Here is a 14,509-nt window from a genome sequence, read left to right as displayed (position 1 = left end):
TGATGCTTTACCTATTAAGGATTTGATGACTGTATGCTTAAGTAAACTTAGATTAGTTTAAGTCTAAAAGATAATTTAATAGTTAGTTCTATTTGTTATTGATTTAACTGCTGTTCATATTTCTAGTAAATTGCTAAATACAAACTATAAAGATTCAGGAGTCCGAATTAATCGGGGATTCAGACCCGCAACTAAATTGTTGTACGACCAAATCTACAATTTGAAGAGGGTTTTAAATCAGCGATACACTGAGCTTGTTCAAGTGTCGCACAGATAAAAATTTTGAATTCTGACTCCTGGGTGCTGAATTCTTACTACAAACTTAAAAACACAGAGCAAAAAATAACGTCACACCAAAAACAAGATATTCAGAATAAAAAGTTTGGGTTTGATTAGGAAATATTTTTTAAAAGAGATGTTGCACGCCAAAGAGCACCCAAAAGATGAGCTTTAGGTTCCAAAATAATATTTATTGGCACTTCTTCGAGTAGCCAACGAAATCGTCCTTTATTTAAAAAACTATCTAAAAAACGTCCATCTGTTAAGCAATTCATAACTTTTGGTGCAATACCACCACCTAAATACACACCACCTACAGCAAGGTTTTTGAGAGCTAAATTACCAGCTTCAGCACCATAAAGTCTGACGAAATTATTCATGACTTCAAAACTAACTGGACATGAGCCTTCTATTCCAGCTTGGGCAATCATAGGAGCTATATCTGGTGTATGCGCTCGCGCTGCTAAAATTTCAGGTTCGGGTTTGGCTCCCGTAGAAACAAGATATTTGAACATATTATTAATGCCATGTCCTGAAACCACGCGCATAACGCTAACGTGTCCTTTATAGCGTTGGGACAGGAACCGCCAAAGCCCTACATCCCATTCATTCTGAGGTGCAAAATCCGCATGTCCTCCTTCAGTAGGGCTGGGATGATGAATAGCACCGTCCCAAAACAGGGTACACTCTCCTAATCCAGTTCCTGCTGCTAATATGACCCGATTGCCTGGACGTTCTTTACCTTTCTGAATGCTAAATAAGTCTTGAGGACGAAGCCAATTCAGGCTATATCCTAAAGCCACTAAATCGTTTACAATAGTGACATGAGGCGTTTTAAGTAGTGAACGTAATGATGATACGCTGACTTCCCAATTCAAATCAGTTGGTTTACAACGTTCCTCAATCACAGGCCCAGCAACACCAAAACAAGCAGATGAAATATCCCATTCCTGTTCAGATAAAAAATGCTGGAGAGTATCTTCAAAAGAGGTGATCGCTTTAGTTTCATACTTTCGAGCATAGACTGTATGCCAACCATCTGGTAGCAGCTTAAATATTCCTAAAAGTGTCTTGGTGTGTCCGATATCCCCTGCCAAAATAATTGAACCTGCTGCCTTTTGTTTAGATAATTGCTCTTGTGCGGTTTGAGCGAGAGGAAAGTGAATATCTATGATTTCGCTATTCATAACATACCTCAGTAAATGTAATTAGATGGGAAATTCAATAGAACCCAAGGGTCGCCACTGGATAAATAATGAAGATTTTCCTAAAGCAATATGTGTAGAGCGAGCTATAGAGTGAAGCATCTGAGTATGACGATTAATGGTATTATTCCAAAAACCAGATGGTGAAACAAACGAGTTGACAATCTCGACAATGATAACTAGGGTTTGTTGATTGGCGATCGCAAACTGAAATGAGTGATGATTCCAATCACTTCCTTCATAGACACGGCAATAATGCTTTGTTTTACTACATAAATAATACTCTAATTTTTTACATATATTTAATGGTAATCCTGGATAAAAAACTATTTCCACGAATTGATACTCAATTAGCAGATGTAGTTTTTCAAGTAGCACTGTTTCTAGATCTCTGATATCCGCATCTGCCACTAAGCAAAATTCAAAAGGAGGTGCATTGTCTATACTATTGAGTAATTGTGGAACTAATTTTTTATACTTTTTTACCTCCGGGTGGGTAACAAAAGAAATTTTCCACCAGTATGCTAGACAAGCAACAAAAATTTGACAAGCATACATAGCTTGCATTGCTCTAGCTAAGGCAGTATCAGCACTAAAATCATTTAGTTCAATAGTTGCAAATCCGGAAGGAGCGTTATCTTTTCCTACTAGTATGTTTGCTGGACTATAAGAATTTTTACTTCCTAATGCTTGTCGTGTAATTTGAAGTATCCAACGCTCAAGGTAACTATGACGTTTCCCTTCAGTTTGAAACCAAAGTGCAGAACCGGGAAATTGACTAATTTCGTAAGCACGTTTCGCCATCCGATTTAACAACACTTCTTGATTAGCCAATAATTGCTGGTAAGAATCAACAAAGAGTTGTTTTTCTAATAACAAAGCCATTGATAAGAGCATTGCTAAGGTAGAAGGTGCAGAAAATAATGCTCCGATATCAGCACGTCCAGAAACGGTCAAACTGAAATGATGATTAATCATTGAAGATTTCTCATTTTCCCTAACTTCAGTGAGCCAAATAAAATGTTCTTCAGGATTTAGCCCACCTAATGCAAAGTATTCCTGCAAAGTTTCTATGAGCAAACAGGTTTCTAGTGTCGTGCGTGTCAACGAAATCCCGATGCAAGTTGTTTGTTTTAAATTATGTTGGTTCTTAAGTAATGCTGCCAATTCCAAAGGATTAAGGCTATGCAGTCCTATAACTTGTTGCTGATTTGATGAAGACGCTAACTCTTGCACCACATTGACAGCATGAATCCATCCCCCGGTTCCACAAAATATGAAACGAGTTCGTCCCGATATGAACTGAGTAGAGAGAATTTTGTCTAATGCTAGTTGGATATCTTCCCAAGTTGGTAACTGAACCCACCCCAGCATTGGTTTTTCATCTTCAACCCCAAGTTTGGCAAAGTCATTTCCCACATTACTAGCTTGAGTGAAGTTACTAGCCGCTTCAAAGAGTTCAGAAATTGCTTGAGAATACACTTTTTACTTCCCAATTTTTACAAAATATTTACACTCTCCATCATCCTTAGGTAGAAGCAGGAACATGAAATATATCTGTGAATAGTCCTTGTTCTTTAAGTTTTTGATATTGGGATTCATAGGGAAATTCTGCTATGCGGGTAGGAGAATTTCTCGTGTCAAAAGAAATCGGGGTTGAGGTAGGACAATAACTAAAGAAAAGAATCCGCCTGGGATTCTCGGTATGATTTACACTGGAACTATGAACTAGTAAGTCATGAAATAATAACAGAGTACCACGAGGAACGGTAAGGTCAACCCCATCTTGATAATTAATCTTGCTTTCAGGTACTTGATAGCTACGATAATTACCAATCATCACATTTTCATGGGGAATTAGCTCGTGATGTGTACCAGGCCAAACTCGGAACGGCCCATTTTCTAATGTACAGTTATCAAGAACGATACCACAGGTGATAATGTCTGGTCTGTAGCCGTGTTGCACATGATATGTGTAATCTTGATGCAACAAGAAGCGATCGTCAGCTAGGTGAACTTCAATTCCTTTAATTGGTTCAGAAAGTGGTTGCTTGTAGCTAAATTTCTCCTCCATTAATGCTGGTTCCTCTCCCTGGAGTTGACGCAGTGGAGTCAGCAGGCGTTCATCTTTTGCTAGTGCCGAAAATGTTGGAGAAATATCGACGATAGGCTGAATTTTACGGATAATATGCTTTCCTGATGGCAGTTGTTTAATATCTAATCTTCCACTCCGGCGACTATTTGCTAGTGAAGAATTGAGCAAAAATTCTAACAACCGATTGGCTTCGAGTTGCATTTCCTGAACTTCTGCTTTTGTAAATTTATCGGTTAATACTAGATATCCTAATTTCTGAAAACTAGCAATTTGTTTTGTATCTAATTCAAAATGTTTAATTGTATCTAATGTTTGCTTCATTTTCTGCTCTCACAAAATTAGCAAGTAATTGGGTATTTTTACTCAGTTCTTGCACCTAACCGTATAACCCAGGACTTAGCCAAAAGCAGCGCAATAAAGTTACATCACTTTTCTGAGTTTTGATCCGTAAAATAAGGGTTTGCGGCTTAGTACTGAGTATAAGAATAGCATGAATGTTTATTGGTGCAAGATGTCAGTTTAGGGAAAAGTGGCAATTTAAAAAAACCATCTAGAGGCGCACAGCAGATGATGAGATTGCGATCATCAAATTGTCAGATGATGTATAACATCACCAAAAAGCGCCATATCAACGACCACTCGCATGGCAAATTTCCCTTCGACTGTTCCGCGATCGCTCATTTCACTCAGGACTCGTGGTAAAGCGGGAAAGGAAATAATTTGGGTAACTAATTGGCTGAGATCGATCTGACCAGATGTTACTAAATCTCTGGCTAAGGTATAGTCTTCATGTTCTGAACCTCTGGAACCTACGAAGGTTAACTGGCGATTATCGCGAGTACGGATTGATACTGACAGCCGACGACTACGAATCTGCTGACAATCGACCAAACTACCGTTTAATTCCAACAGTGTATTTCCTGTAAAGCCACCAAATAAGCAAATCGTCGCTCCATCGGCAAGGCAAGGTAAAATTTGTTCAATGCCTGATACGCCGCCATCTCCGGCTAGTGCCACAATTACTATATCTGCACCTCGTCTGTTTGTCCTGCTGAAAACTTCATCGACAATGCGATCGCCTAAAAGCAGAGCATCTTCAGCAGGTACAAAACCTGCCTTGACAGCGAAATCTAGTTTAGGTTGGGAGCGGTTTGCCAGTAATATCCGCTTGGCGGCTCGGTGCTGGGCTACTTTTGTGTGTAATAGCCCAGATATGCCGGCTCCGAGAATCAGCAAATTGCAATTGCTATAAGGTCTAGACAAATAGTTTTGAGCATGGAGGATACAAGCCAGCAATTCCATTAATACCCATTCGGGATGAACGGTTTGTGGCAACTTGACAATCTGTTGTTTATCAACCAAATCGCGATCGAAGCTAAATAAATCCTGAAAGATACCTTCGCGATTATGTCCGACCTTATTATATTCATCGACAGGATTGTTAGGATTGATGGCAATCCAATCTTCAACAGATAGTCCTTGTAATTTGTCTCCGACTTCAATGATTTGAGCTACACACTCATGTCCTAAAATACCAGGTTCCAGGAGTCTATCTCCTCGATAAATTTGTAAATCGGTGGAGCAAACACCTGCATAGCGAATCCGAGCGATCGCCCCAACTTTACTACATCGCGGCGGCTCGCGCCATTGCATCTCGCAGCGAGACTCTCCAATGGGTTTTACGACTACCCGGTTGCGGCGTAAATGAGATTGCACCATCAATCCCACACCAATTAAGGCATCATGGTAATAATCTGGGCAAGGTTGAATCAGTGCCTTTAATTGCTCTTGAGTCCAACCTGTAAAGAATCCTGAGGGGTGCATTAGCTGGGATAAGTTGCGGTGTAGCGATTGAAAGTAGGGTGTACCTACACCGTTGGCGAATCCACCAGAAATAAACACTCGATCCAGCCCCAAGCTGGCACAAATTTGCAGAATGCTTAATCCCAGATAAAACGTACTTTGATCCAAAATTTCCCAGGTTAAAGGATCGCCATCTTGGGCAGCGAGAGCTATTGCCCGTGTATCAATTGCTTCAGGTTGTTCGGCACAAAGTTCTGCTAAACGTGATTTTTGAAACCGCTCAGTTTCATATCTACTTACTCGCTGAGCCATTCGTGTCACAGCCGGGCCAGATGTGTAAGCACACAAATCAGCCAGATTACCACACTCGCAAAATGGGACATTAACTGCTTCTAGGACTTCTAGTGCAAAGCTGTCACCTCGGAGGGCGGCTGTACCCAAATCTGTGGCTGTGATACTTTCACCAGCCAGTTGGGCAACCATTGAGTTTTGGTAGCGTGCTGGTTCGTCCTTGGCGCGATCGCGGGCATATTTCAGGGCGGCTTGCACTCGTTCCGGCGCTACTACTACGTGTCCGATCTCGCCACCTAAACCGCCATCGTCTAGTTCTAGCTTTTCTTTAGTATTCAAGGCTTGATTGAACACTTTGCTAGCAACACCAGTACTAACTGTAAATAACACAAAGCGAGAATGTTGCTGGTATCGCCAAGCCATTGCCGAGACATCATTAACAACCCAAATCTCTGTATTGGGTAGACGCGATCGCAACTCCTCTGCTATGTCAAATCCCCTGGCGGGTTGATGCCAAAGAATACTGGCATTTTCGACGATTCCTTGGTGAGTGATGACTGCACCGAAGGAAACCCCAACAAAACTAAGATTTAGTTGCGGATGGCGTTGACGCAAAGCGCAAATTTCCCCAATGAGTCGATCTACAAGCATCTGTTGCAGAACAGACAAAGACTCTTGAGGTAGTAAGAAAGCCCCTGGAGTCGGGAATTGATTGATATCATCCAAAAGTTCGCCAGAAGGAGACAAAATTCCTAAACGAGTAGATGTGCCGCCAACATCAACGACAATCACATAAGGTATTCTATCGTTCACCGTTGCTCCTTCTGACATCCTAAGAACTGAACAACCAAGGGCTTTTTCGCTTTAATCCTTGTCTTGAGCCTTTGTGATTGGGCAATGCAATCCGCCTCTAGATCTGAATAGTTTTGCTGCTGGATACTAAATTCCTTCAGTTCCATACAAGCTTGTTGGAGCATTGAGAGGTTAATATCTGCAATGTCGTCTAAGAAAGTTCCTTTGCCGATGTCTGTAGGCACAACTAAATGTAAGCGTCCCATTTTATGAGTGATGACATCCTCAAACAGCCTTTGCCAAAGTACTTCTGGTTGACAAGCACTATGGTAAATCGGAAGTCCTACTAGAAGTAGGACTTTCAAAATTCGTTCTAATATCGGCCGTTTCAAGAGTCCAGCATTCCAAGCGATATGACAAGATAGTGCCATACCAATGGCTACCGCTTCACCATGTCGTAGTTCGTGATGAGTAAGTGACTCTAAAATATGACCGAATTCATGACCGAAGTCGGGTAATCGGCGTGGGCTTTTTTCGTAGGGATTAGATTCTAACTCCTCCAACATCAGTGCGATTGATTGCATCATGATTTTGTCAATCATCGGCTCTTCAGAACGAGCTAAAACCAGTGAGTAATGTTCCTCAATCAATGCAAACAGTGACGCATCTTTGACTAGAGCAATTTTAATTGCTTCGGCTAGACCGCAACGAATCTCTTCAACGGGTAGGGTTTGTAGAAAAAATTTGTCACACAAACACTGGGCGGAAGGATAGTAAGTGCCGAGAAAATTTTTCTTATCACCATAGTTGACACCTACTTTCAAGCCCACACCCGCATCAATAAGTCCGACAAAAGTAGTGGGAATCCGAATATAGTTAATCCCTCCTTGATAGAGAGCTGCGGCAAAACCCGCAATGTCCATCAATGTTCCACCCCCCATTACTACTATTAAGTCTTGAGATTTTAATTGCAATTGGTTTGCCTGGTCGATAATCTCAAGTACAGCCTCTATATCTTTCTTGGCTGATGTGAAATGGGTAAGGTGTAATTTATAACCTACAATTTGTCCGATTTCAAATTGGTGATCGAGGTAAGTTTTTAAGGCTTGTGCTTGATGACCATCATAAGCATCAACTACAGCAAGTATTCTTTGCCCTTTACGAAAACAGGCACTCAAAGATGAGTTGGCTGGTTCCAGGACTCCATTTACAAGTGTAACTGAATACTGTACTAATTCTTTATCCTGGGATTTTACTAATGCTGTTGTTCTCTTTTGCGCTTCTTTTTCTGGTTGTAGGACGAGGCTAGTTTGGCAAGCTTTCAGACCAGAAATTACTCGTTGGATATTGATCTCAGACAGAACATCTTGACTGTTTACTCTTTGACTACGACCAATCTGTTCAATTAATAAGAATGAGGTGTCTTTGTACTGAGTTGACCAAGCTAGAAGTTGGTTTGCTAGTTGATTTTCTGCCCATCCTGGAATTGTCAATCGAGTCAGGCAATTCTCAAAACCAGCATGATTCAGTAACGCCCATATTTGGTGAACTACCGCCGCTGGCAGTAGACCGATCGCTTGAGAAAACAACGCTGCTAGCATAATTCCACAAGCTTGAGCCTCGGACGGAGTTATGGGAGACACTGATAGGTGCGAACATAGCTGTGCAAAGGGTTCTCCAAATTCTAGCGGTGAAGTATTTTGGAGACAAACTTCCTGACTAACAGTTTTTAAGCTTTGAACAATTGTCTGGGAAAGATGAGAGTTGTCAGGTGTGGAGTTGGTGCTTACATATAACTGCAACTCTCGAAATAAATTGCGATCGCTAAAGATCGCCAACTTTAGCAGTTCGATATTTTTCACTGCTGATGCTAGCTCTAATGAGCGGCTCAATGAGGCTTCATCAACCAAAGTCAGAGTATTGATATGATTCAATCCAATAGTGGCGATCGCTCTTAACTTTGAGTGATATCCATGCCAACGCACTTTGGAAAATGCTTGAGTTCGCAAGGAATTTAGTACTCCCTCCAACCGATCCTGAATCTGCACGCAGCGAATCGAGCGGCGATAAATTCCGGCTGCTAAAGCAGTCAAAGTTGTCAGTTCAGTACTAGCATAAGCGACGTAAGCATCGGAGCGATGCAGTTGTAAATCGACACCTGCTTGAATAATCGTAAAAAGTGTCTGCCAAGGATCTCGCAAAACCTGCTTTGGGGAAAAATGCAGAATCCGGAACTCACGAATCCATCCTCTTTGTTGCTGTTTAGCGAAGTATTGGTGGAGGTCTGTTTGGCGATCTGTGACTACCACTACAGCGGAATTAGATGTTAATGCTTCTGCTAATGTTGGTTGAGCAGGATTGAAAATGTCTGACTCAAAAGAAAATCGGCAACGAGTCGGAATTTGTGCCTTTAACGAACATGACGTACTCATTACTTCACCACCAGAGCATTCCCAATTGCTAAAACCTGCAAATCAGTAGCTAAGAAGTCTCGGATAGCGTTGTCTGGAGTGTTGACAATCGGTTCAGCTTCCACATTAAAGGAGGTGTTTACAACAATCGGGATACCTGTTCTTTGCTCAAAAGCATGAATTAACTTCCAGTAACGGGGGTTGGTTTTGCGGCTAACTGCTTGCGGACGGGCGGTGCCATCAATATGCACAACCGCAGGGATATAACGACGTTTTTCTTCTTTGACAGTAGCAGCTACAATCATGAAAGGCGAGGCATGGCTACCATTGAAATATTCATGGAAACGTTCTTCCAGAACACTGGGCGCAAGGGGCCGCCACATCTCACGGGATTTAATTGTATTCAGGCGAACTAAAGTTTCTCTGGAGGTGGGGTTACCTAACAACGAACGCGCCCCTAAAGCACGCGGGCCTATTTCCGCTCTTCCTTGAAACCAACCAACTAGTTTGTGTGCCTCTAACAACGCGGCTACTTCCGCTGCTAAAGTATCTTCATCCAATACTTGGTACTTCAACCCGTGGCGATCAAGAGCAGCATTGATATCTTCTTGTGACCAACTAGGTCCCCAGTAGGCGTGTTCCATCTTAAACTCTGGCTTACGTGCATGCAGCATCCAATCGAGTTCGAGCGCGGCTCCTAATGCTACTCCAGAATCATGGGCTGCTGGTTGCACAAAAATATCCTTGAATAACCCAGAGTTAGCAATTATTCCATTTGCTGAACAGTTGAGTGCCACACCTCCAGCTAGACAAAGATACTCGCAGTTGGTTAATTCTTTCAATCGAGTACACATTCCCATCAGGGTATCTTCCAAGGATTTCTGCACTGATGCGGCAAAATTAGCATAAGCCATCGGTTCAGCTTTCAGACCACTGGTGTAGGGAAAACAATGCTCCGTGAAGTAATTTAACATTTGTTTGGCGCGATACGGTGGCATATCTGCGTTTCGCATCGGCGGCACATCATCTAATCCTTCGAGTATCGGTGCGTCGTCTCGAAAAGCCAATGGAACCTTCTGAATCGGTTTACCATAGGCTGCAAGTCCCATGAATTTTCCGACTTCTTTGAGTTTTCCGACTACTCCGCTAAATTGTGCAGCAGTTCGGTAATACAAGCCCAGAGAAACTGGTACACCGTAGTTCTCAATAATATGAATTTCACCATCCTTGCCCATTGCCAAACTGGTGGAATTGTCTTCCCCTTGGTTATCCACAATGAGAATGGCGGCTCGTTCAAACCCGCTAACTCGGAAAGTGCTAGCTGCATGGGAGAGATGATGACGAATAGCTGTAATTGGTGGTAACTTGTCGTATTTAAATACATCTTTTGGGAAAAGTCGGTCAGGATCGTCATGGGCCGGAAAACGATTTAGTTCTTCTTCTGTTACACCTTTCCAGTGATTCTTGATTTTGTAGTCTGTACCGAAAGCGATCGCTTCTACTTCATCCAACGTTATCCCAGCCTGATTTAAGCAATAATGAATTGCATCAACTGGAGGTTCTTGGGGCGCACGTTTGTTGCGACTAAAGCGTTCTTGCTCACCCATTGCTACAAGCACGCCATTTTTTAACAATGCAGCGGCTGTGTCGTGTCCTCCAATGCCGACACCTAATACATATTTATTGCCTGTCATGATTTTCTGAATTTTGTTGCTTGGTATATTACTATGGCTATCGCCTAAATTAATTTTTTAGAGCTTAGATTTTTCCTACACAGTATTTACTTCAATCATTGGTTACCTGATTTGTTAACTTAGGATTATTACAGGTTAATAGCGAAAATACAAGGACAGTTAAGACAGTTAAGCGGACAGTTAAGACAGTTAAGCGGACAGTTAAGACAGTTAAGACAGTTAAGACAGTTAAGACAGTTAAGACAGTTAAGACAGTTAAGCCCAAAACTCGGTAGACTGAGGTTTATATTCAAGTCTACTGAGATGGTGTCGGTTAACAGATTGTTTGTCGCTTTAACAAATTAATGTCGTCCGATTATAAACTGTTGAAATCCAGTCGGCTTAAGGAGTTGTAATTTTTTGAGTATCGCTCAAGGCACAGACCTTGCGAGTGCTTCAACAACTGAAAACCATATGATATAAGGTTTTCCTTTCGATGACATTAGTTTGTTAAGACGACAAATAATCCGTTAACCGACAGCTAAACAGTTTGGTAATTCTGTTCGTAGCCATTGGGAGATTGAGAATTCACTGCACTAGGTACTAGATGTTGCTTTAAAAGAAGATGACTGTCGGATTAGGAAAGACAATGCACCACAGAATTTTGCAATTATAAGGCAAATTGCAGTCAATCTTTTAAGTAAAGAGAAGCGTGTAAAACGAGGAATCAAAAATAAACAGTTCCTCGCAGCGATGGATAACGACTATTTACTTAGAGTTTTAGCGTTAGCTTAAAATAGTACATGAAAACTTGAGTTGAATATTTGTCAGAAAAGTTTTATTTATTCTCTATACAAATATGTTTTTATGTACCTGATAATTGAATTATTTTAGTATGAATGAATAGTTATTTAGTTGAAGATAAGCTATTTGACAGACTGAGAAAATATTTAATTTATTTTGCTTATTTTTGTATTATTTTGTACAATTATCTATGTCATTTTGAAATCTTTCTTAGTTTTTATTAATAAATAAGATGCGTTCGCCCTGCCTCCCAACCCGTATTTCCTGTAAAATCAAGACCTGAGAGTGTGGATAAGGAGATAGTGGTGCCGACACTTGGTGTAAATATTGACCACATTGCCACGATTCGACAAGCGCGGCGGACGGTGGAACCAGATCCCGTGGCGGCGGCGGTACTGGCAGAATTAGGAGGTGCAGATGGCATTACTGTGCATCTGCGGGAAGATAGGCGGCATATTCAAGAACGAGATGTGCGCCTGTTGCGGCAAACGGTGCGATCGCACCTCAATTTAGAAATGGCAGCGACTGATGAAATGGTGGCGATCGCCCTCGACATCAAACCCGATTATGTGACTTTAGTACCCGAAAAGCGCGAAGAAGTCACCACAGAAGGCGGGCTGGATATCGTCGGTCAAATTGATAGAATGGCAGAGGTAGTTGATAAATTGCAAAGCGCTGGCATTCCAGTGAGTCTGTTTATCGATGCCGTACCAGCACAAATTGAAGCATCTGTCAAGGTGCAGGCACAATTTATTGAACTGCACACCGGACGATATGCTGAGGCTAAGGATGAAATTAGTCGCGACCAGGAATTAGCCTTGCTAGACGAAGGGTGTGAGCAAGCGATTCAAGCAGGATTGCGAGTCAATGCCGGTCATGGACTCACCTACTGGAACGTCTATCGCGTGGCTGGCATTCCAGGTATGGAAGAACTGAACATCGGGCATACCATTGTCAGTCGGGCAGCTTTAGTGGGGATGGAAAGAGCAGTCCGCGAAATGAAGCAAGCGATGCGAGGGCTACTGTAGCGGCAACTGCAAAGACAATTTTGGGGTTCGAGAGCGTAAATCTAGAAAGTGTTTGGTATGTTCAAGACTAGGATTATTCTTTCTCCAAAACTTTTATGAGCGCAACTCAGTCGAACAGCACTCCGCTTTGGGTACAGGGTAGAGACACAGTTATTGCACATAGTCGCGATGCCGAGTGGCGCTATGGTACGCCTCCAGACTATACCCGCTCAAAGGAAAATCTTGCAAAGGAAAGTACACAGAACCATCTTGAAGGTTCACTGGAGGCGATCGTCCAAAACTTAGTCAGAACCTTTGAGATGGAAGCATCGTTCAAAACCAACCCTCAGCAGTGGTTGTCAGTTGTGAACGAACAGTTTCGCATGAGTAGTAATGGTGGTGCTCAGTACACAGCATCAGATGTGGTAAAGGCAGGCACTTACAACTTATTTATCGGCGATACTGAAGATTACAAGGCTTCCGAGGAAGATTTTGAATCATCAGCCAATCTCTTCCATACAGCATTTCCCAAAGGATTTCTGTGGGAAGTGCTTGAGGTTTACTCAGGTCCACCAAATGTTACATTCAAATGGCGGCATTGGGGAACTTTTAACGGTTCATACAAAGACTATGCACCTACAGGAGAGACGGTGGAGATAGTCGGTATGAGTGTGGCGCGTGTCACTGATGATTTGAGAGTTCTTTCCATAGAACACTACTTCGACAACAGCCTGTTTCTTAAAAAGCTGACAACTGGTGCAAAAAAAGGAACTGGTGAACAGCAAGGAAGTTTTTGGGGTTTTGTCAGGCGACTTTGGGGATTAACACAAAAACCAGCAACTGGCGAACTGCAAGCGAGTCGTTGTCCCTTGAGTGCTTTAATCAGGTGATTTTGGTTCAGTTAGATGATAGAGGTACAGTGAGCAGCACTGTACCCTTATCATTATTCATTAGCAACCAAAGGAAGAAAATGCAAACATACTATTACGTTTTGGCTTCTCAACGCTTTCTTCTTGAAGAAGAACCGATGGAGGAAGTTCTCAAGGAACGCACCCGTCACTACCACGAACAAGAAAAAGAAATTGATTTTTGGGTGGTTAAGCAGCCAGCTTTTTTGGAAGCACCCCAAATGGCAGAAGTTAAGGCGAAGTGTCCTCAACCAGCAGTGGCGATTATTTCCACCAATCCCCAATTTATTACCTGGTTGAAACTTCGATTGGAGTACGTCGTGACAGGCGAATTTCAAGCTCCTTCACCAGAAATTCCTGATGCATTGGCATCTCTGGCTGCCGTGTCTTAATGTATGGTCATTAGTTATTGTAGAGACGCGCCATGGCGCGTCTCTACATCGTCATTAGTCACTAGTTATTAGTTATTGGACTATAGACTATTGACTAATAACTAAATATAATCTTTTAAAAGAAAAGTTCAAGATAAATTTATGTTTAAGACTGTTGTCCAGAAATTTCAGATACCAAATGCTTTAGTGAGTGGTTTAGTGCTAGCGATTGTAGGCTCTTCTGGCGGCATCAATTCTGCTTTCGCTCAACGACAACAAGATCTTCCCGTCTGTCAACCTCCGAATACAGGTGAGTATCTTTTGTTGGTTATCAGTCCTACAGCAGATAATCAGAAGCAGTTGCGCCACGCTTTACCATCTAACATTAAAACGACCACCTGTAGGTATCTCAAAGATACAGTAACGCGCATAGGTGGGTTTACCAAGAAAGACGAAGCTGACAGTTGGGTAAAATATATCAACAATGTTGCCGGTTTGTCTGCTATTATCAGCACTCGACCGTCAGACACGGCTCGCTCAAGAGAGGTGGTACAGACTCAGCCTCAGCCAGTCAGCTATAAACCCGAACGGTTAGGAGGGGGTTTTGCCGTATTGGTAGATTACTACAACCGCCCGGAAGTTGCCAATCAAGTGCGCCAAGCGGTGGGAGGAGACGTAGGTTTTGTTTCCTACGGACAACGCCCTTATTTGCTGGCTATTTATACACCTAACCAAAAAGAAGCATATAGCACATTGGAGAAGCTGAGCGAACAAGGTTTTTTTGCCCTACTCGTAGATAGCCGTAAAGTGGTGCTACTGCGCTCAACTGTGCGTTTGCAGTAGCCGTCAGCTTCTTTTGAAAAGCAGGAT

The 14,509-nt window shown here is 42.2% G+C and carries 10 protein-coding genes and 1 pseudogene; 5 read left to right on the top strand and 6 right to left on the bottom strand.

The window, feature by feature from the left end:
- Positions 1 to 392: 392 nt before the first annotated feature.
- From glk to V5G28_RS13045, 6 genes are all read right to left on the bottom strand, one after another.
- Positions 393 to 1,466, bottom strand: coding sequence for a glucokinase (glk, locus tag V5G28_RS13070; protein ID WP_332992256.1), 1,074 nt, complete (start codon positions 1,464 to 1,466; stop codon positions 393 to 395).
- A gap of 21 nt (positions 1,467 to 1,487) precedes the next feature.
- Entirely contained in the window at positions 1,488 to 2,966 is a 1,479-nt protein-coding gene (locus V5G28_RS13065) for a hypothetical protein (protein WP_332992254.1), read from the bottom strand.
- A gap of 46 nt (positions 2,967 to 3,012) precedes the next feature.
- Positions 3,013 to 3,900: a phytanoyl-CoA dioxygenase family protein gene (locus V5G28_RS13060; RefSeq protein WP_332992252.1), complete on the bottom strand. Its 888-nt coding sequence runs from the start codon at positions 3,898 to 3,900 to the stop codon at positions 3,013 to 3,015.
- Positions 3,901 to 4,164: 264 nt separating this feature from the next.
- On the bottom strand, positions 4,165 to 6,486 hold the full coding sequence (locus tag V5G28_RS13055) for an ROK family protein (RefSeq protein ID WP_332992250.1): 2,322 nt from the start codon (positions 6,484 to 6,486) through the stop codon (positions 4,165 to 4,167).
- The gene (locus V5G28_RS13050) at positions 6,483 to 8,897 is read right to left on the bottom strand and encodes a 3-dehydroquinate synthase family protein (RefSeq protein ID WP_332992248.1); all 2,415 of its coding nucleotides are present in this window, start codon (positions 8,895 to 8,897) and stop codon (positions 6,483 to 6,485) included. The genes V5G28_RS13055 and V5G28_RS13050 overlap by 4 nt, the downstream gene beginning before the upstream one ends.
- On the bottom strand, positions 8,897 to 10,570 hold the full coding sequence (locus tag V5G28_RS13045; protein ID WP_332992247.1) for a carbamoyltransferase family protein: 1,674 nt from the start codon (positions 10,568 to 10,570) through the stop codon (positions 8,897 to 8,899). Before V5G28_RS13045 ends, V5G28_RS13050 begins: the two co-directional genes overlap by 1 nt.
- A 519-nt stretch (positions 10,571 to 11,089) precedes the next feature.
- On the opposite strand from V5G28_RS13045, the pseudogene V5G28_RS13040 reads away from it, so the two are divergent.
- From V5G28_RS13040 to V5G28_RS13020, 5 genes and pseudogenes are all read left to right on the top strand, one after another.
- Positions 11,090 to 11,344: pseudogene (locus tag V5G28_RS13040) on the top strand (ISAs1 family transposase); the annotation flags it as partial.
- A gap of 314 nt (positions 11,345 to 11,658) precedes the next feature.
- Positions 11,659 to 12,381: a pyridoxine 5'-phosphate synthase gene (locus V5G28_RS13035; protein ID WP_332992244.1), complete on the top strand. Its 723-nt coding sequence runs from the start codon at positions 11,659 to 11,661 to the stop codon at positions 12,379 to 12,381.
- 95 nt (positions 12,382 to 12,476) lie between these two features.
- On the top strand, positions 12,477 to 13,250 hold the full coding sequence (locus tag V5G28_RS13030; RefSeq protein ID WP_332992243.1) for a SnoaL-like polyketide cyclase: 774 nt from the start codon (positions 12,477 to 12,479) through the stop codon (positions 13,248 to 13,250).
- 80 nt (positions 13,251 to 13,330) lie between these two features.
- The gene (locus tag V5G28_RS13025; protein WP_073634438.1) at positions 13,331 to 13,660 is read left to right on the top strand and encodes an MgPME-cyclase complex family protein; all 330 of its coding nucleotides are present in this window, start codon (positions 13,331 to 13,333) and stop codon (positions 13,658 to 13,660) included.
- A 141-nt stretch (positions 13,661 to 13,801) separates the two neighbouring features.
- Positions 13,802 to 14,482 (top strand): hypothetical protein, encoded by a 681-nt coding sequence (locus V5G28_RS13020; protein ID WP_332992240.1) that lies wholly within the window; start codon positions 13,802 to 13,804, stop codon positions 14,480 to 14,482.
- The last annotated feature ends 27 nt before the right edge of the window (positions 14,483 to 14,509 follow it).

It is taken from the genome of Scytonema sp. PRP1 (genome assembly GCF_036697665.2).
Taxonomy (GTDB): domain Bacteria; phylum Cyanobacteriota; class Cyanobacteriia; order Cyanobacteriales; family Nostocaceae; genus Kalymmatonema; species Kalymmatonema gypsitolerans.
The sequence above is the reverse complement of the archived record's forward strand: the minus strand, read 5'-3'. Positions and strand labels throughout refer to the sequence as shown.